Origin of the sequence: Bacillus cereus group sp. BfR-BA-01380 (assembly GCF_022663535.1) — a bacterium.
GTDB lineage: Bacteria > Bacillota > Bacilli > Bacillales > Bacillaceae_G > Bacillus_A > Bacillus_A cereus_BB.
In genome coordinates, this window is the sequence record NZ_JAKUFS010000007.1 from 185,414 (window position 1) to 204,911 (window position 19,498).

The following is a 19,498-nucleotide window of genomic DNA, read 5'->3' on the forward strand; positions in this document are numbered from 1 at the left end:
CACGGCAAAGATTGTTCTATTTGAGTATAATAGGGCTAGAGCAATCTTTTGCTTTGGTTCGTTTTTTGATGGAAAGGGGAATAGCATACGTGATACATACATATGAAGAAGCAATCGGCTGGATTCATAGCCGTTTAAAATTTGGTATAAAACCAGGGTTAGAACGCATGGAGTGGATGTTAGAAGAACTTGGGAATCCGGAGCGTCATATAAAATGTGTTCATCTTGCGGGAACAAATGGAAAAGGTTCCACTCTTACATATATGCGTTATATGTTACAGGCGGCAGAATACAAAGTAGGGACTTTTACTTCTCCATACATTGAAACATTTAATGAACGGATTAGTATGGATGGTGTACCGATTACAGATCAAGAAATTACAGATCTCGTAAATATAGTCAAACCTGTTGTGGAAAAGTTAGATGAAACAAATTTAGGCGAAGCGACAGAATTTGAAATCATTACCGTTATGGCCCTTTATTATTTTGGAAAGATGAATATGTGTGACATCGTCTTATTTGAGACAGGGCTTGGAGGACGATTCGATTCAACAAATGTCATTCACCCTACATTGACAATTATTACAAATATCGGCCATGATCATATGCATATTTTAGGTAATACGTTAGAAGCGATCGCATTTGAAAAAGCGGGAATTATAAAATCAGGTGTTCCTGTTATAACTGGTGTGCAGCAAAATGAAGCGTTAGAAGTCATCCGTACGACTGCCAATAAAAAACGTTCTAACTTATATGAACTAGGAAATCAAATTCAAGTAGAACATCTTTCTTCAGAGAAAGAAGGAGAACGGTTTACATTTTCGTCTCCATTCCATACGTATGAAGACCTTTTCATTTCCATGAAAGGCCAGCATCAAGTACAAAATGCTGCGCTGGCGCTTATGGCGATCTCATACTTAAACGTGTATCAAGCATTTTTAATTGATGAAGAGCATATTCGAAAAGGATTAGCTGAAGCATATTGGATTGGGCGTTTTGAACAACTTTCTACTCACCCGCATGTCATTATTGATGGGGCACACAATCCAGAAGGCGTACATAGCCTTGTAGAAACTGTTCGTGCACACTACAGTGAAAAACGAATTATTATTTTATTTACAGCACTTGGGGATAAGCAACTCGATGAAATGGTTGGACAATTAGAAACAATTGCAGACGAAATGATCTTTACAACGTTCACGTTTGATCGTGCTATCTCTGCTGAGGCTCTTGCTGCCCATTCAAAGCGAGAATCGAAACATATCTTTGAAAATTGGAAGGAAGCGATCAGTAGGGCAATGGATTCTTTACAAGAAGATGATATTTTCTTACTAACAGGTTCTCTTTATTTCATATCAGAAGCTCGTAAATATGTGGTTCAAAAAACTAGACAGAAATAAGCTGTCTAGTTTTTTTGTTCTACAAATAAAGACGCAAGCATACATATAGGATAACAATATAGGATAATTTGACGAATCTCTTTGACAAGTATCTCGTTTTTTTTTGAAACGAGTATGATACGATGCTGGCAATGATAAGAAGTAAGGAGTGGGGGTATGGACAAACAATCGCGAACAATTTCAATTAAAGTGAATGGAACGGAAGCAAATTATATAGAGAAGAAAGAAGAGGAAACAAAAAAAGAAGAGTTTGAGTGGGTGCTCCCGGAGAATACGGTGACAAATAATGTGGTGTCGTTTCAAAAACATGCAGCATCGTCTATGCGAAAAGGAAAAAAAGGATGGAGTAATAGGTTTATTCTCACAGTATCTACAGCGATTGTAATTGGGACAGGGTTTGGAATGGGAATGCTGCACTTACTAGCGGGAAAAGAAACAGTTCGTGAAACGACAGTCCCAGCAGCAAATGTTACAGAGAAAAATGAAACAAAAAAACCGACAAATGAGCAAACAGAAGAAAAGAAAACAGAAGAAAAGAAAACAGCCCCAGCTGCGTTATCACCGCTGACGATTTATTTTGTGCAGGGCGGGGTATTTTCTTCGAAAGAAAAGGGACAGGCATCATTAAAGGAGTTACAAGAAAATGGAGTCCCTGGAGCAGTTATGCAGTCAGGAGATAGATACTTACTCGTTCTTGGAATGGCGCATGATGAACAATCTGTCATGCAAACGATCACGCAATATAAACAAAAGGATATATCAGTTGTGAAAAAGAAATGGGAGATTACAGATCAAGCGCTTTTAAAACAGGATCAAGAGTATGGAGCGTTTTTGGAAAAGTTACAATCATTGTATGGGAAATTATTGCAACAAGCAGCTGCGATTCAGTCCGGAAACAAAATAAGTAAAACAGATATGGAACAGATTGAAAATGAATGGAAAGCAATAAAAAAAGAAGAGGCAGCACTGAAGCGGGACGATATAAAAAAGTTGTTTACGTATGCATCAGTGGCTGTGCAAACCATACAAGAGGGAAAACAAGATATGGAAACGATGACAAAATTGCAGCAAGTGTTAGTAGATAGCTTTCTTTCCTATGAAAAAATAGTTTCACAAAAAAACAAAAACGTATAATAATTAGATAATGTTTAACTCATAATCAGTATGTAGTTGCTTTTTTCTATTACTCATTAGCACTGAAGAAAGGAAAAGTCAGTTCGTGCTTTTTTCCTTTCTTTTGTATTTTTTTTTAAGAAAAACGATATTTTTAAAATTTGAGGAGAATCTATACATTTAGTATGGTTATGCTGTATCTTCCTGCTAATTTTGAAAATGAAAGGAGAACGTATGAAAAAACTTATTTTAGCGTCTGGTTCACCAAGACGTAAAGAATTACTTGAGCTGGTAGATATGCCATTTGAGGTTGTAGTTAGTGAAGTAGAAGAAACGATTGGAGCGTATTCATCACCGCACGATATCGTGATGTCACTTGCATTGCAAAAAGCATCTGCTGTAGCAAAGGATTACGAAGATTGCGTTGTGCTTGGTGCTGATACAATTGTTACTTACGAGTCGCGTATTCTAGGAAAACCAGCGGATGAGAGTGAAGCGGAAGAAATGTTGCAGCTCTTATCAGGAAAAATTCATGAGGTGTATACAGGAGTTGCTCTTATTTCAAAAGAAAAAACAGTGACATTTTATGAGCGTGCAGAAGTAACGTTTTGGGAATTAACTGAAGAAGAAATTCATGCATATGTAAAAACGAAAGAACCGCTTGATAAAGCTGGTAGTTATGGGATACAGGGAAAAGGTGCTATTTTTGTTCAGCATATGCAAGGTGATTATTATGCGATTGTTGGTTTACCGATTGCACGTGTTGTGCGTGAGTTGAAACAATTTAATATGTAAAGGAGGATGGAATATGAGCTGCATTCGTGATGTTGTGAAAGAAGATCAACCACGGGAACGTTTATTGCTAGAAGGAGCAAGCAGCTTATCAAACACAGAACTTCTCGCTATATTACTTCGAACTGGTTCAAAAGAGGAGTCAGTTTTAACATTAGCAAGTCGAATTTTGAATCATTTTGACGGATTACGAATGTTAAAAGATGCAACAATTGAAGAAATGACCAGCATTCATGGCGTTGGGGTGGCAAAAGCATCCCAACTTATTGCTGCTTTTGAACTTGGACGAAGAATGGTACGCTTAGAGTGTCAAAATAGATATAGCATTCGTAATCCGGAAGATTGCGCACGCTATATGATGGAGGAGATGCGCTTTTTACAACAAGAACATTTTGTATGTTTATATTTAAATACGAAAAATCAAGTGATGCATCGACAAACGGTATTTATTGGAAGTTTGAATGCCTCGATTGTGCATCCGCGCGAGGTGGTGCGCCCATAAGGGCATTTAGAAAATCTGCTTTGGCAAAGCAGTAGGGAAATATCATAATCCTCACCCTATCATCAGCCAGCTTATCCGTAAGGGAAACCAAACGGGGAGTGTAGCATGCTGGAAAAGCCATAAGTTGTCTAGTTACCAAGGCACGACTGAATGGCGAGATGAAACTCATAGACAAGGATGAAAGCTGGATTGCTTAAATGATAGCTCAAGGGGGACTACGGGGACCTTCAGCGGGAGGTAACGATAAACGCTGAATAGAATATGCATGTTCTTTAAATACGTCGAAGAACATGAAATGATACTATTCTAACCAACTTCTCTATGGAAGAAACGAGCGAAAGTCACATCCGAAACTATGAATGCCTAAGTTTCTAAATGACTAAATGGGGATTGCCTAAGTTGGAACGCCACAAAGGCTATGACAATCGTGTCTAAATATCCAATAAGGCAACGGAACTCTCGTAGTAGTCCGAGATAGGGAAAGCCTATTACATGGCGAAGGAGAGTAGTTTATCTAGTTTAATGCAAAATTGGGAAGGAGCGTGAGGCTCTATGAGAAATCCAAAAGTAGTATTAAGCAGTCTAACTTCCAAGGCAACTGAAGAAGATTACACATTTAAGCGATTGTATCGGAACCTATATAACATTGAATTTTTCTTAGACGCATATGCCAAAATCTATCCTAATAAAGGAAGTAACACCAAAGGTGTAAATGAGGATACTATAGACGGCATGAGTGTAAAAAGAATAGATACTCTTATTGAAAAGCTTAGAAATCAAACATATCAACCTAATCCCGCAAGAAGAACTTACATTCCAAAAAAGGATGGAAAACTAAGACCTTTAGGATTACCAACTTTTGAGGATAAATTAGTTCAAGAAGTAGCTAGAAAAATTCTTGAAAGTATCTACGAACCTGTATTCTCTGAAAGCTCACATGCTTTCAGACCAAATAGAAGTTGTCATACGGCTCTTAAACAAATTAAACATACCTTTACTGGCACTCGCTGGTTTATCGAAGGTGACATAAAAGGATTCTTTGATAATATTGACCATCACATTCTTATCAACATCTTGAGAAGAAGAATCAAGGATGAAAAATTTATCAACTTAATTTGGAAATTTCTACGTGCTGGTTATGTGGAAGACTGGGTATTTCATAAAACATTCAGTGGAACTCCACAAGGTGGTATCATTAGCCCAACTCTCTCTAATATTTACCTTAATGAATTGGATAAATACGTTGAAGAATATACATCGATATTCAATAAAGGTGATAAACGCAGACATAATCTAACCTACCATAATCTAGCATCGAAAATAAATTATCATAAACATAAGAATAAACGTGAATGGTCAAATTTAAACAAAGAAACTAGAGCTGTAAGAGCCAGTGAATTGAAAGAACTCTACAAAGAGTTAATCAAACATGACAGTAAGGATCTGTTTGACCCGAACTATCGTAGAATGAAATATGTGAGATATGCAGATGATTTTCTTATTGGTGTTATAGCAAGCAAAGAAGAGGTAGAAGAAATCAAGAAGGATTTAACGATTTTTCTAGCTGATAAACTAAAACTTGAACTAAGTGCGGAAAAGACGCTGATTACACATAGCAAAAAGAATGCGAGATTTCTTGGGTATGACATTAGAGTAGTTAGGGATTGGCAAACAATGAAAATGCCTAACGGCACACAAAAAAGGAAGTTTAATTTTCAAGCCAAACTCTTTGTACCTCACGAAAAATACATCAAAAAACTCATTGACCTTGGTGCATTAAGTCTCGGGAAAAATAATCAATGGAAACCGATTCATAGACCGTATTTACTCCGTAATGATGACATAGAAATCATAAGACAATACAATGCCGAAATAAGAGGACTGTACAATTATTATCGCCTAGCTAGTAATGTGCATGTTCTGCAATCTTTCCGTCAAACCATGAAATACAGCATGATAAAAACTTATGCTAATAAATATAAAAGTACCGTTAGCAAGATAATCAACAAATTTTCTATAAACGGAACCTTTGGTATTCGCTACAAGACGAGAGATGGGCAACGTATTGCATACTTCATAGACCAAAAAATGGAAAAGAATACAAAGACTAATAATGAAGAGGTTGATATAGAACCGAATACAGTTCAATTTGGTGGCAAAACAAGTCTCATTGAACGCCTTTTAGCTGAAAAATGTGAATGGTGTGGTATAGATAATGTTCCATTAGAAATGCACCATGTCAACAAACTTAAGAATCTAAAAGGAAAAAAACGATGGGAACAAACCATGATTGCAAGAAATCGAAAAACAATCGCAATGTGTGTGAAATGCCACCATGACTTACACAATGGGAAGTTAGATTGATAAATGGAAAGCCGTATACTTTGAGAGGAGTACGTACGGTTTGGAGGGGAGTTCTTGGAAACCTGCTTAAGAAACTAAGTAAGGCGCCGGGTTCTTACCCTACTTCAAGGAAGCTTTTCGCCGCGCTGCTGCTTCTATTATATGTCTTCATAATCATCCTTCCGGAGTGCGCCTGCAAGGTGCGTAATTTTAGCGTTTTCTTAGAAAACTAGAACTCCTTACAATGTTCTATGGTCAGCATCTTACCTTGAGGGGAAACCTATAGAGGGAACATAGCATGGTGTGAAAAGGAGAAAAGACGACAAAGCTATCTAACGTCGAGTCAGTTCTTCAGACCAAGTGATGTATGGTAAAAGCTATACTGTTTGAATCCTAGACGAATGAGCGATGGGTGCGCCATTGTCTACGATAGCTAACAGGCAATGAGGATAAAATGGGAGACACATCGCCGCTGTGTCTGTTGGGTATCGCCAGAGCCCTGTCCATAGTAAGGTTTATCCTTCAATCCTCCACTAGAGGAAACCGTCGAAAGGGATACCTAACCATCACGTATCTAAAATTATGTCATAATGCAGGGATTACCTAAGTGCAAGTGCCAATTGGCTATTAGACATAGGTCTATGAAAATTGCATATGGTAACGGAGTCTCCGTAGTACCCAACGTTTGCTTGTAATGAGTTTAGCATGGGGAAGGGAGACAGGTTGATGTTAACGCTAACGGGAAAGGAGTCATGAATATGGCAAAGAATCCATTTCAGCAGTTAGACGTTATAAGGAATGCTTCGCAAAAAGGAAAAATAATTACGGATTGTTACCGTCTTATGTATAATAAAGAGCTATGGATTAAAGCATATACGAAACTATATCCGAATGCAGGGAATTTAACCAAAGGTACAACAGATGAAACAATCGATGGTTTCAGTTTACAAAAAATAGAGGAAATCATTGAACAGTTGAAAAACGAAACATTTCGATTTGCACCTGTAAGAAGGGTTTATATACCAAAATCCAATGGGAAAAAGAGGCCATTAGGAGTTCCTAATTTCAAGGATAAGATGGTACAGGAAGTTATGAGAATGATATTGGAAAACGTATATGAACCGACATTCTCTGATAACTCTCACGGGTTTAGAGAAGGAAGAAGCTGTCATACAGCACTATCTCAAATCAAGAATACGTGGAAAGGGTTAACATGGTGCATTGAAGGCGATATTAAAGGCTTTTTCGACCATATTGACCATACTGTACTAGTAAAACTTATCTCAAAGAAAATAAATGACCGCCGTTTCCTGCTCCTTATTCATCATGCACTTACTTGTGGCGTAATGGAAAATTGGGTTTACTATAAGACATACAGCGGTACACCACAAGGCGGTATTATTTCTCCCTTATTAGCCAATATTTATCTTCATGAGTTTGATTTGTTCATGGAAAAACAAATGAAGAATTTCGAAAAGGGAAATATAAGGGTAGGAAATAGAGAATACACCGCGATTCGTTCGGAGATCAGAACCCTTTCCCGAAAGGTTAAGAGACTTGATGAAAGCAACGGACATGAATTGTGGGCAGAGCGAGCAGACCTTGTAAACAACATTCAAGAACTTAAATCGAAGCAAATAGGGATTCCATCAATAGACCCTATGGACAACGATTATCAAAGAATGAAATATGTTCGTTACGCTGACGATTTCGTAATTGGGATAGCTGGTTCCAAACAAAGTGCATTGAATGTTAAGGAAACGATTAAACATTTTCTCAGGGAGGAACTACACCTTGACCTTAGTGAGGAAAAAACTCTCATCACGCATCTTGAAAATCGAATTCCTTTTCTTGGATATGAATTTCGAAGATGGAATGAGATTAAGGTCAAGAGAGTTAATTATAAAAACCAAAAACATCTATTGGAAAAAAGGACACTTTCAGGTGCAATAAAATTGGAAATTCCCGAAAAGAGAATCAAAGAATTTGCTATAAAAAACGGGTATGGAAATTTAGACTACTTTAAAATTACACATCGGACAAAATTACTCAACAATTCAGAGTTAGAAATCCTATATACCTACAACGCTGAACTAAGAGGTATTGCAAACTACTATAAACTTGCGAATAACTATCATCATCTTGATAAGTTATTTTATTTAGCAGAAAGTAGTTTTATCAAAACGATTGCCAATAAACGTAGAAGTACCTCTATGAAGGTAGCAACAAATATGAGAACCCACAAACAAGGAGTTTTATGTCTTGTTAGAAAGGATAAACATGGAAATGAGAACCTTCATCAGTTTGTGAAACTCAAAGACATACCTAAACATAAAGGTGCAATCAAAGCTGACACTCCTGAAATAGACGCATACGTAAATGCGATGAAATATTCAGGAAGAACGGACTTTGAAAAACGTTTAGTAGCAAATAAATGTGAAGCGTGCGGTACAACAGAAGGTCAGATGGAAGCCCATCATGTTAGAAAGTTAAAGGACTTAAAGAAAAAGCGCAATCTATCATACCTTGACAAAATTATGATTGAGCGCAATCGGAAAACGATTGTATTGTGCTATAAGTGCCATCATGACCATCATGCGAAGCAAATTCCGATTAATCAACTGGCGAGCCGTATACGCTGAAAGGTGTACGTACGGTTCTGAGGGGGGGACTGTGAGATCTATTTGGGTAACCAAATAAGGCGCATGCTCCCTACCCTACGACCCCACGCCAAGCCGAGAGGATATTGAAGTTACGAAAAGACTTGTAGAGTGCGGGAAAATTATTGGGATTGAAATTCTCGATCATATTATTATAGGTGACCATAAATTTGTTAGTTTAAAAGATAAAGGTCATATTTAAGACTATTTTTTTTCTGTATTTTGTTTTATAATGTGAGTTATGAGTTTTTTGTAGGTTTTCGTCTACACTATAACAAAGAACATGTAAAAACGTTATGTTTTATATAAATATAATAATATTAAAAGAAAAAAATGAGCATTTTTGTTAAAATTAGAAAGGAAGATATATAATATGTTTGGATTTGGTGGATTTACTCGTGACCTTGGAATAGACTTAGGAACAGCGAATACGCTTGTATACGTAAAAGGGAAAGGTGTCGTTGTACGTGAGCCATCTGTTGTGGCATTGCAAACAGACACAAAGCAAATTGTTGCAGTTGGTAACGATGCAAAACAAATGATTGGTCGTACACCTGGAAATGTTGTGGCACTTCGTCCGATGAAAGACGGTGTTATCGCTGATTATGAAACAACAGCAACAATGATGAAATATTATATTCAACAAGCACAGAAATCAAATGGCTTCTTCTCTCGTAAGCCTTACGTAATGGTGTGTGTGCCATCTGGTATTACAGCGGTTGAAAAACGTGCAGTAATCGATGCAACTCGTCAAGCAGGTGCACGCGATGCATACCCAATTGAAGAACCATTTGCAGCAGCAATTGGTGCGAACTTACCTGTTTGGGAACCAACAGGAAGTATGGTTGTAGATATAGGCGGTGGTACAACAGAAGTTGCTATTATCTCTCTTGGCGGTATTGTAACAAGCCAATCTGTTCGTGTTGCTGGTGATGAAATGGACGATGCGATTATTCAGTACATTAAGAAAAACTACAATTTAATGATTGGGGAACGCACTGCAGAAGCATTAAAATTAGAAATTGGTTCTGCTGGCGAACCAGAAGGTGTTGAGCCAATGGATATTCGTGGTCGTGATTTAGTGACTGGATTACCAAAAACGATATCAATTCGCCCAGAAGAAATTGCATCAGCGTTAAAAGATACTGTAGATGCAATTGTTGAGTCTGTAAAAAACACATTAGAAAAAACTCCGCCAGAATTAGCAGCGGATATTATGGATCGTGGAATTGTTTTAACAGGTGGCGGTGCTTTACTTCGTAATTTAGATAAAGTAATTAGCGATGAAACAAACATGCCAGTGCTTGTTGCAGAAAATCCATTAGATTGCGTAGCAATTGGAACAGGTAAAGCGTTAGACAACATCGACCTTTTCAAAAATGCTCGATAAAATCCATTATTTCAACATAAAAAATTAGTGAATTTAAGAGGGTGTGAACGTGCCACAGTTTTTCTTAAACAAAAGATTAATTGTTTTATTAGTTAGTATTATTCTTCTCGTGGCATTGATCGGAATCTCATTGAAAGAACGGAAAAATCTAACGTGGCCAGAGCAGTTTGTAAAGGATACCGTAGGAGTTGTAGAACGCGTATTTCAAAAGCCAGCGAATTATGTTGCCGAATTCTTTGAGAACGTAGAAGATGTTAAGCGCACGTATGAAGAAAATAAAGAATTAAAAGCAAAATTGGACAAGTATGCAGAGTTGTCCGTAAAGGTAAAAGACTTAGAAAAAACAAATGAAGAACTTCGTGATATTCTTGGAAAAAAGGATACACTTAGTGATTTTAAACCTGTTCAAGCAACTGTCATTAATCGTAATCCAGATAAATGGAATGACTTAATTGGTATTGATAAAGGTGCACAGGAAGGCATTCAAAAAGATGCGGCTGTTATTACATCAAAAGGTTTAATTGGAAAAGTAAAAAGCGTTTCACAGTTCACTTCCACAGTTGAGCTCATAAGCTCATTAAATCGAACAAATCGTATTTCAGCTGTTGTCCGAGGGAATAGCAATGTTTTCGGATTAATTGAAGGGTACGATAAAGAAAAGCAGCAGCTTGTTTTCACAAAAATTCCATCTGGTGTAAAAGTAGAGAAGGATCAAACGGTCGTAACTTCTGGCCTTGGCGGTGTGTTCCCAGACGGATTGGTTATTGGACAAATCGTTGAGGTAACAGCGGATGAGTACGGATTAACACAAACAGCTTATATCAAGCCTGCAGCAGATTTAAATGATGTCAACAATGTTATGGTTGCAAAACGGACTATGCCGACAGTGGATCTAGGGAAATAGGAGGGGGAAGAGATGGAGATTATAAAAAAAGCGATTCTTCCTCTTCTACTTCTTTTCGCATTTATAGTGGAGAGTATGTTTTCCACTATTGTTCCAACGAGTCTTTTTTGGGAGAATACAATTGTAGCACCGCATTTTTTAATGATTGTTTTATGTTTTATTACAATTTATTTTAATTCTGTACAAGGTATTTACTATGGACTATTATTTGGATTTTTATTCGATATCGTACATACTGAGCTAGTTGGTGTGTATATATTCGCTTATCCGATTTTAGCTTATCTTGTCTATCATGCAATGCGAATTTTACAAGTGAACCTTTTTATCGTGTTCTTTATTGTATTAGCGGGCATTGCTGCGCTAGAGTATTATGTGTATGGATTTTTGACGTTAATTGGCCGTATTCATATGTCAGCTCATATCTTTTTCACAGATCGTCTTCTTCCGACATTGTTATTGAACGGAATTTTTTTACTGCTGTTTTGTTTCCCACTGAAACGATATCTTTTACGTCTTTCAGATGCCATGGAAGAAAAAGAAAAAAGGATTTTCTGATTTTATATCGAATTAAATCGGTGGGGTGAGCATTGGTGACAGAAAAAAAGCAACAAAATGTGACTATAAAAGGGACGAAGGATGGTTTAGCATTACATCTGGATGATTCCTGTTCATTTCGCGAATTACTGCAAGAACTTGACGAAAAGCTTTCAACTCATTACTACGAGGGTGATGGGCGCTCTCTAATTGAAGTACAGGTCAAAGTTGGGAATCGTTATGTAACAGAAGTACAACAAGAAGAGTTGCGTACGCTAATTCGTAATAAAAAGAATTTAGTTGTAGATTCTATTGAAAGTGATGTTGTAACCAAAGAACAAGCGTTAACATGGAAAGAAGAAACAGAAATTGTTTCTGTTTCAAAAATTGTTCGCTCGGGTCAAATATTGCATGTAAAAGGTGATTTATTATTGATTGGAGATGTGAATCCAGGCGGTACAGTTATCGCCGGAGGAAATATTTTTATTATTGGAACGTTACGAGGAATTGCACATGCTGGATATTATGGGGATACAGAAGCTGTTATAGCAGCTTCTGTTATGAATCCAATGCAGCTTCGGATTAGCGACGTGACAACGCGCGCTCCTGAGGAGAAAGAAGACGGGGCGGAAGGGGCAGAATGTGCCTACATTAATGAGAACAATCGCATTGTTGTCGATCGCATTCAACTTCTCACTCATCTTAGACCTAATTTAACAAGGTTAGAAAGGGGAATTGTATAGCTGTGGGAGAGGCAATAGTTATTACATCTGGAAAAGGCGGAGTGGGTAAAACTACAACGTCTGCAAATATTGGTACAGCCTTGGCGCTATCTGGGAAAAAAATATGTTTGATTGATACAGATATCGGCTTGCGAAATTTAGACGTAGTAATGGGGTTGGAAAACCGTATTGTATATGATCTCGTTGATGTTGTTGAAGGGCGTTGTCGTTTACCTCAAGCTCTTATTAGAGATAAGCGCTTTGATGAACTTTATTTATTACCTGCAGCACAAACGAGTGACAAATCAGCAGTAACACCTGAACAAATGGAAGAATTAATACAGCAACTACGTCAAGACTATGATTACATATTAATTGATTGCCCAGCTGGTATTGAACAAGGTTTTAAAAATGCTGTGGCAGGTGCTGATAAAGCGATTGTTGTGACAACACCAGAAGTATCATCAATGCGTGATGCTGATCGGATTATCGGACTATTGGAAAAAGAAGATATCGAGCCGCCGAAGTTAATTATCAATCGTGTGCGCAGTCATATGCTACAGGAACAGGATATGTTGGATGTAGATGAAATTGTACGTACCTTGTCAATTGAATTGCTTGGGGTCGTAGAAGATGATGATGCGGTGATTCGAGCAACAAATACAGGAGAGCCTGTAGCGTTGCAACCGAGTGGAAAAGCATCAATTGCTTATCGAAATATTGTAAGACGTTTGCTTGGAGAAAATGTGCCATTGCAACCGCTTGAAGGTGATAAAGAAACAGTATTTACGAAAATGAAAAAATTCTTCGGAATACGTTAAGAGCACTTCGCATATAAGCGAAGTGCTTTTTTGTTTTAAGAATATCTGGTATTCGCCTTGCCCCTCTAGGAGAAAAGTATTCCCATGAATATCTTTCTCGGACAACTCATACATATGTACAAACTGATGGAAAGAGGAAGGGGTCAGGATGAGAAATAAACGAGTAGAAGAAATTAAAAAACGTATTGCTAAGAGAAAAGCACAGCAGGAAAGAGAAGATGAATTGTTTTCATATGAAGAACAAGGATTTACACCGCTTCTTGTTGAAGAAGGAGAAGAAACACATCCTCTTTTCCGAAAGGAAATATTTCTTTTTAAGTTGTTACTATCTGCTATTCTTGTTCTTGTCGTAGCCATCCTATTTAAAAACACAACAAATTCTTTTGAGGGACCACGTACAGTTGTTAAACAAGCGATGAAAGAAGAATTTCAATTTGCATCTGTTTCGAAGTGGTATGAATCAAAGTTTGGAAAACCGTTATCTTTTTTACCTTCTAGTGAAAAGAAAACAACCCAGAAAGAAAAGAATTACGCTGTTCCTGCTTCAGGAAAAGTAATGCAAAGTTTTCAGGCAAACGGACAAGGTGTATTTGTACAAACGGCCGCGAATGCCGTTGTGGAATCAGTTAACGAAGGCATTGTTGTCTCGATTGGTCAAAAAGAGGAGTTTGGAAATACAGTTGAAATTCAACATGCAGATGGCACGGAATCTTGGTACGGAAATTTAGGAGAAACATCAGTTAAGTTATATGATTATGTAGCGAAAAAGCAAAAAGTTGGAACAGTTGCAAATGGAAAATTTTATTTTGCATTTAAAAAGAATGAAAAATTTATTGATCCAATTCAGGTGATTTCATTTGAATAAATATAGTGAGATTTTTTCAAAGATTACCATTCATCCATTGTTTTGGGGAATTATAGCAATTGCGGTTTTTACAGCTCGTTTTAAAGAGGTACTGATTTTATTTTTCATTGTTTTTATCCACGAATTAGGTCATGCAATTGCAGCCGCTCATTTTAAATGGCGCATTAAGCAAATTCAGCTATTGCCATTTGGCGGGGTAGCTGAGCTTGATGAGCATGGGAATAAGCCGTTAAAAGAAGAGATGATTGTTATTATAGCAGGGCCTGTTCAACACGTATGGATGGTAGCCGCAGTCTACTTATTGTACACAGTAGGCTGGATGGGAGAGAACTTTTACCATTTTTTCATGTGGAACAATATGCTCATTTTGTGCTTCAATTTATTACCGATTTGGCCTCTTGATGGAGGGAAGATTGTACTGAATATATTATCGCATCGCTTCCCATTTTTACAAGCGCACAACATTATGATGAGAATATCCATTGTTTTCCTTAGTGTTGTATTAGGGCTACAGCTTTTCTGGAATGGAAAGAATGTCATGATGTGGGCGTTACTTCTTTTTTTAGCATTTTCTTTATTCCAAGAATGGAAACAGCGCCGCTATGCATTTATGCGCTTTTTATTGGAGCGTTACTATGGGAAAAAGCAAGAAATTGTAAAGGTAGCAACTATTACGGTTGGAAAAGAAGTGAGTTTGTATCATATTTTCACACAGTTTCGAAGGGGATATAAGCACTCGATTATTATTCAAGGGGATCATAAAAATCAATATACATTAGATGAAAATGAATTGCTTTACGCATATTTTACAGAAAAAAGAACAACATCATCCGTAGAAGAGTTAATTGGTTAGTGTTGACGGTAACACTAACCTTTTATTATTGTATAAAAAAAGGATAGAAGAGAGGAATAGTCTTTGAAGACGCTATACATAAACTACATCGGTTTGGAAAAACGAGTTGCTGTTGAAGAAGAGAAAGAGATTGTGGAACTCTTATGGCAACGAAATGAACAGGAACAAATTGTTGGGAATATATATATTGGTCGTGTCATGCGAACAATCGCGGGGATGAACGCTGCGTTTGTCAATATTGGTTTAGAGAAGCACGCCTATTTGTCATATGAGGACGTGCCATCATCTATGCGGTTACATGAAGGACAAGCAATCCTTGTACAAGTAGTGAAAGAAGCGATTGATACGAAAGGGCCAAAAATAACCGCGAATATAGAATTCACCGGGAAATATGTTGTATATATGCCCTATGACACAGTTTTTGCCGTTTCCCGGAAAATAAAAGATGCGAAAAAGCGAGAACAACTGCTTACGCTAGAAAAAACAGGAGGATTTATTTTCCGTTCTGCATGTGAGAAAGTGCAGATAGAAGAAGTACAAGCGGAGATGCACCGTCTTCAGTCACAATTTGAACTTGTGAAAAAACAAGAACAACGAGGAAAAGCCCCGCTTCTTTTACATTCTCCTTCTAGTTTTTTAGATCGAATTTTTCAAGAGATACCAGTAGAGACGGTTTCACAGGTGATTGTAGATCAGCGCAGTATGATGCAAGAATTAGGAGAGAGAATAGGTGCAGAAAAAATTACTTTCTTTCATGAAAAGACGCCGTTATTTGCTCACTATGGAATTGACCGTGAAATTGAAAAGGCACTGCAAAAGGTGGTGTGGCTTCCAAACGGAGCGTATTTACTCATTGAACAAATGGAAACGATGACTGTAATCGATGTAAACACTGGTAAATTCACCGGGAAACAAAATTTACAAGATACAGTGCTGCGCACAAATGAACTAGCAGCAAAAGAAATTGCAAAGCAGCTGCGGCTTCGTGATATTGGTGGGATGATTTTAATCGATTTTATTAATATGAAGCGCCGCGAAGAAAAAGAAAAAATAAGAGAAATCGTAAAGTTGCACTTAGAAAAAGACCATACTTATACGAGAGTGTTAGGATTTACAGAGCTTGGCATTTTAGAAATAACACGAAAACGAAAAAAACAATCGCTTCGTGATACGCTATTAACAGATTGTATGATTTGCCTAGGCAGCGGTTATGTGTTATCGCATGAAACGGTAGCATATGAGTTAGAGAGAGAACTAATCGCTTATAATGGAACAGATGACGAAGCTGTTTTGATCGCTGCTCATCCGAATGTGCAACAAATCTTTTTTGAGAAAGAACTACAGCGCAATATATCTTTTCAAATTTATTTTATTGATGATGAAGCAGCACGTTACACGATTCAACGCTTTGGAACGAAGGAAGAGATATGTGCGCGAAAAAATAGTTAGTAGAAGATTCATTGACAATAGGCTATGTTTCATGATAACATCTCTATGTTATAGTTTATAGCACCTAAACGGCTATATGCTACAACCGCGCAGGACAGGTTCCTAAAAGACATTGTATGTCTACCTCGTTTTGGCGAGTCTTAGTAATTATGAGGAGGTGCAATTATGTACGCAATTATCGAAACAGGTGGAAAACAAATTAAAGTTGAAGCTGGTCAAGAGATCTACGTTGAAAAATTAGATGTAGAAGCTGGTGAAACTGTTACTTTTGACAAAGTTCTTTTCGTTGGTGGCGAAAACGTGAAAGTTGGTAGCCCAGTTGTAGAAGGTGCAACAGTTACTGCGAAAGTTGAAAAACAAGGTCGCGCTAAGAAAATCATCGTTTTCAAATACAAAGCGAAAAAGAACAATCGTAAAAAACAAGGTCACCGTCAACCATACACAAAATTAGTGATTGAAGCAATCAACGCTTAATTTGGGTTGTCATGATTAAAATTACGATTAACCGCACGGAATTAGGAAGTATCCAATCATTTAAAATGACCGGGCATGCGAACTTCGCTCCGCATGGACAAGATCTTGTCTGTGCTGGAACGACAACAGTTGTGTTTGGTATGATAAATGCAGTGGAATCACTTTGTAATGTGCAAGCAACCATTGAACTTGGAAAAGATGGTGGATTCTTAATGTATGAATTGCCTAGCGATTTAGACGATTCTACAAAAGAAAAAGCATGTTTTCTATTAGAGGGCATGGTTGTTTCGCTTAAAACGATCGAACTTGATTACGGAAAGTATATCCGTTTAATAGAAAAAGTGCAGGAGGTGTAACGTATGTTAAGATTAGATCTTCAGTTTTTCGCATCTAAGAAAGGTGTGGGTAGTACAAAGAACGGTCGTGACTCTCAGTCAAAACGTCTTGGTGCTAAACGTGCAGATGGTCAAATGGTTTCAGGTGGTTCAATTCTTTACCGTCAACGCGGTACAAAAATTTATCCAGGTGTTAACGTTGGTCGTGGTGGCGATGACACTTTATACGCGAAAGTTGACGGCGTAGTACGCTTCGAGCGTCTTGGCCGTGACCGCAAACAAGTGAGCGTATATCCTGTTGCTCAAGAAGCATAAGAAACTCACGGAAAACTCTAACCTGAGTGCAGGTTAGAGTTTTTCTATATTAAAGGGGTATATGAATGAAAGAAAAATGGACAATTATAGATGCGTTACGTCACTCAAGACATGATTGGCTTAATCGTATGCAGATGATTAAAGGAAATCTTTCGCTCGGAAGAGTGGAAGAAATTCATGGGCTCATCGATCGTTTTGTCCAAGAAGCGAGACAAGAATCGAATCTGATAGGGCTTTCTATGCCCAAGTTTTCAGAATGGATTTTAACATATAATTGGAAACAGCACCCGTGCTTGTTGGAGTACGAAGTATTAGGAGAAATACATAACTTATCGTATCTAGATGAAACAGTATCTAGATGGACAACTCAATTTTTCCAAATGCTTGAGCATAGTTTAGACGTTTATGTTGAAAATTATGTTTGTATCACAGTTGAATGTGAAGATGAGGATGCTCGTTTCTTTTTTGATTTTCGTGGTAAGCTAACAAATGTACAAGAGATACAAGATTGGCTTGCTCATCAACCTAATAAATGGTTTTCCATTTCTTATACAGTGCGAGATGAAGAAATCTCGGTTATATTACAACTACTAGAAAAAAGTGTGGTGAGATAATGTTTGTAGATCAGGTCAAGATATATGTAAAAGGCGGCGATGGCGGTAACGGAATGGTTGCGTATCGTCGTGAGAAATATGTTCCAAAAGGTGGCCCAGCAGGCGGTGACGGTGGTAAAGGTGCCGATGTTGTTTTCGTAGTAGACGAAGGATTACGTACATTAATGGATTTCCGCTATCAGCGTCATTTTAAAGCTGATCGTGGTCAACATGGAATGAGTAAAAATCAACATGGCCGTAAAGCGGATGATTTAATTGTAAAGGTTCCACCGGGAACAGTTATAAAAGATGTAGCTACTGGTCAAATTCTTGCGGATTTAGTAACGCATGAGCAATCAGCAGTTATCGCAAAAGGTGGCCGTGGTGGTCGTGGTAACTCAAGATTTGCGACGCCAACAAACCCAGCTCCAGAAATTGCTGAGAACGGTGAACCAGGTCAAGAACGTGAAGTAATACTAGAATTGAAAGTGTTAGCTGATGTAGGACTTGTTGGATTCCCAAGTGTCGGTAAATCAACATTATTATCTGTTGTATCATCAGCACGTCCAAAAATTGCTGAATATCACTTCACAACAATTGTTCCAAACCTTGGAGTAGTTGAAACAGGTGATGGACGCAGCTTCGTTATGGCAGACCTTCCAGGATTGATTGAAGGCGCACACGCAGGTGTTGGGCTTGGACATCAATTTTTACGTCATATTGAGCGTACACGCGTTATCATTCATGTGATTGATATGTCTGGTTTAGAAGGACGCGATCCATATGAGGATTACGTAACAATTAATAATGAATTAAAAGAATACAATCTGCGTCTAACAGAGCGTCCACAAGTTGTTGTTGCAAACAAAATGGATATGCCAGAGGCAGAAGAAAATTTACAAGCGTTCAAAGAAAAAGTGGGCGATGAAATAAAAATCTTCCCAATTTCTGCAGTAACGCGTCAAGGTGTTCGTGATTTACTATTTGAAGTAGCAGATCTATTAGAAACAACACCAGAGTTCCCAGTACATGAAGTTGTAGATGAATCTGAAGCAAGTGTAATGTACAAATTTGAGGGTGAAGGCTCTAAATTTGAAATTACACGTGAAAGCGATGGTACATTTGCCATTACTGGTTATGATATTGAGAAAACATTCAAGATGACGGACTTCAGTCGTGATGAATCTGTCCGCAGGTTCGCTCGTCAAATGCGCGGAATGGGCATTGATGAAGCACTACGTGCGCGCGGTGCAAAAGACGGCGATATTGTAAAAATTCTTGAATATGAATTTGAATTTATCGATTAAGGACTGCCGAAATTCGGCAGTCTTTTTTTGTCCCGAAATAAAAAATTCTCCTCAAATGGGAATTTCCCCTTATAATGGAAAAGGGTAGGTGTAGGGCAGATCGTAATGGTATCTACATATACCTCT

General features: G+C 37.8%; 18 protein-coding genes, 3 pseudogenes and 1 other annotated feature. All 21 genes and pseudogenes read left to right on the plus strand.

Annotation, left to right across the window (positions count from 1 at the left end):
• Positions 1-89: 89 nt before the first annotated feature.
• Complete coding sequence (locus tag MR076_RS09280; protein ID WP_242219930.1) at positions 90-1,400, plus strand: bifunctional folylpolyglutamate synthase/dihydrofolate synthase; 1,311 nt, start codon at positions 90-92, stop codon at positions 1,398-1,400.
• A gap of 156 nt (positions 1,401-1,556) precedes the next feature.
• Positions 1,557-2,534, plus strand: a complete 978-nt coding sequence (locus MR076_RS09285) for a stage II sporulation protein B (protein WP_242219932.1) — start codon at positions 1,557-1,559, stop codon at positions 2,532-2,534.
• 213 nt (positions 2,535-2,747) lie between these two features.
• Positions 2,748-3,308 (plus strand): Maf family protein, encoded by a 561-nt coding sequence (locus MR076_RS09290; RefSeq protein ID WP_242219934.1) that lies wholly within the window; start codon positions 2,748-2,750, stop codon positions 3,306-3,308.
• Between the two features lie 13 nt (positions 3,309-3,321).
• Positions 3,322-3,801: pseudogene (gene radC, locus MR076_RS09295) on the plus strand (RadC family protein); the annotation flags it as partial.
• A 558-nt stretch (positions 3,802-4,359) separates the two neighbouring features.
• Positions 4,360-6,171 carry a reverse transcriptase domain-containing protein gene (locus tag MR076_RS09300; protein WP_242219936.1) on the plus strand — a complete coding sequence of 604 codons (1,812 nt, stop codon included), beginning with the start codon at positions 4,360-4,362 and terminating at the stop codon, positions 6,169-6,171.
• A gap of 103 nt (positions 6,172-6,274) precedes the next feature.
• Positions 6,275-6,337: pseudogene (locus tag MR076_RS09305) on the plus strand (JAB domain-containing protein); the annotation flags it as partial.
• Between the two features lie 571 nt (positions 6,338-6,908).
• Entirely contained in the window at positions 6,909-8,792 is a 1,884-nt protein-coding gene (locus MR076_RS09310; protein WP_242219938.1) for a reverse transcriptase/maturase family protein, read from the plus strand.
• Between the two features lie 79 nt (positions 8,793-8,871).
• Positions 8,872-9,012: pseudogene (locus MR076_RS09315) on the plus strand (JAB domain-containing protein); the annotation flags it as partial.
• A 171-nt stretch (positions 9,013-9,183) separates the two neighbouring features.
• Positions 9,184-10,200, plus strand: a complete 1,017-nt coding sequence (gene mreB / locus MR076_RS09320; protein WP_242219940.1) for a cell shape-determining protein MreB — start codon at positions 9,184-9,186, stop codon at positions 10,198-10,200.
• Between the two features lie 49 nt (positions 10,201-10,249).
• Entirely contained in the window at positions 10,250-11,104 is an 855-nt protein-coding gene (gene mreC, locus MR076_RS09325) for a rod shape-determining protein MreC (RefSeq protein WP_242219942.1), read from the plus strand.
• Between the two features lie 12 nt (positions 11,105-11,116).
• Complete coding sequence (mreD, locus tag MR076_RS09330) at positions 11,117-11,659, plus strand: rod shape-determining protein MreD (protein WP_242219944.1); 543 nt, start codon at positions 11,117-11,119, stop codon at positions 11,657-11,659.
• 35 nt (positions 11,660-11,694) lie between these two features.
• Positions 11,695-12,381, plus strand: coding sequence for a septum site-determining protein MinC (gene minC / locus MR076_RS09335; RefSeq protein WP_242219946.1), 687 nt, complete (start codon positions 11,695-11,697; stop codon positions 12,379-12,381).
• Between the two features lie 2 nt (positions 12,382-12,383).
• Positions 12,384-13,181 carry a septum site-determining protein MinD gene (minD, locus tag MR076_RS09340; protein WP_242219948.1) on the plus strand — a complete coding sequence of 266 codons (798 nt, stop codon included), beginning with the start codon at positions 12,384-12,386 and terminating at the stop codon, positions 13,179-13,181.
• A gap of 148 nt (positions 13,182-13,329) precedes the next feature.
• The gene (locus MR076_RS09345; protein ID WP_242219949.1) at positions 13,330-14,046 is read left to right on the plus strand and encodes a M23 family metallopeptidase; all 717 of its coding nucleotides are present in this window, start codon (positions 13,330-13,332) and stop codon (positions 14,044-14,046) included.
• Complete coding sequence (locus tag MR076_RS09350; RefSeq protein WP_242219952.1) at positions 14,039-14,899, plus strand: M50 family metallopeptidase; 861 nt, start codon at positions 14,039-14,041, stop codon at positions 14,897-14,899. Before MR076_RS09345 ends, MR076_RS09350 begins: the two co-directional genes overlap by 8 nt.
• Before the next feature lie 63 nt (positions 14,900-14,962).
• Positions 14,963-16,348, plus strand: a complete 1,386-nt coding sequence (locus MR076_RS09355; RefSeq protein ID WP_242219953.1) for an Rne/Rng family ribonuclease — start codon at positions 14,963-14,965, stop codon at positions 16,346-16,348.
• Positions 16,349-16,421: 73 nt separating this feature from the next.
• Positions 16,422-16,499: a sequence feature (ribosomal protein L21 leader region), on the plus strand.
• Between the two features lie 14 nt (positions 16,500-16,513).
• Complete coding sequence (gene rplU, locus MR076_RS09360) at positions 16,514-16,822, plus strand: 50S ribosomal protein L21 (protein ID WP_035431521.1); 309 nt, start codon at positions 16,514-16,516, stop codon at positions 16,820-16,822.
• Between the two features lie 11 nt (positions 16,823-16,833).
• Positions 16,834-17,178 (plus strand): ribosomal-processing cysteine protease Prp, encoded by a 345-nt coding sequence (locus MR076_RS09365; RefSeq protein WP_242219955.1) that lies wholly within the window; start codon positions 16,834-16,836, stop codon positions 17,176-17,178.
• A gap of 3 nt (positions 17,179-17,181) precedes the next feature.
• A complete protein-coding gene (gene rpmA, locus MR076_RS09370; protein WP_017150650.1) occupies positions 17,182-17,472 on the plus strand; it encodes a 50S ribosomal protein L27 in 291 nt (96 codons plus the stop codon).
• A gap of 65 nt (positions 17,473-17,537) precedes the next feature.
• Positions 17,538-18,086: a sporulation initiation phosphotransferase B gene (locus MR076_RS09375; protein ID WP_242219957.1), complete on the plus strand. Its 549-nt coding sequence runs from the start codon at positions 17,538-17,540 to the stop codon at positions 18,084-18,086.
• Complete coding sequence (gene obgE, locus MR076_RS09380; protein ID WP_242219959.1) at positions 18,086-19,372, plus strand: GTPase ObgE; 1,287 nt, start codon at positions 18,086-18,088, stop codon at positions 19,370-19,372. Before MR076_RS09375 ends, obgE begins: the two co-directional genes overlap by 1 nt.
• Positions 19,373-19,498 lie beyond the last annotated feature (126 nt).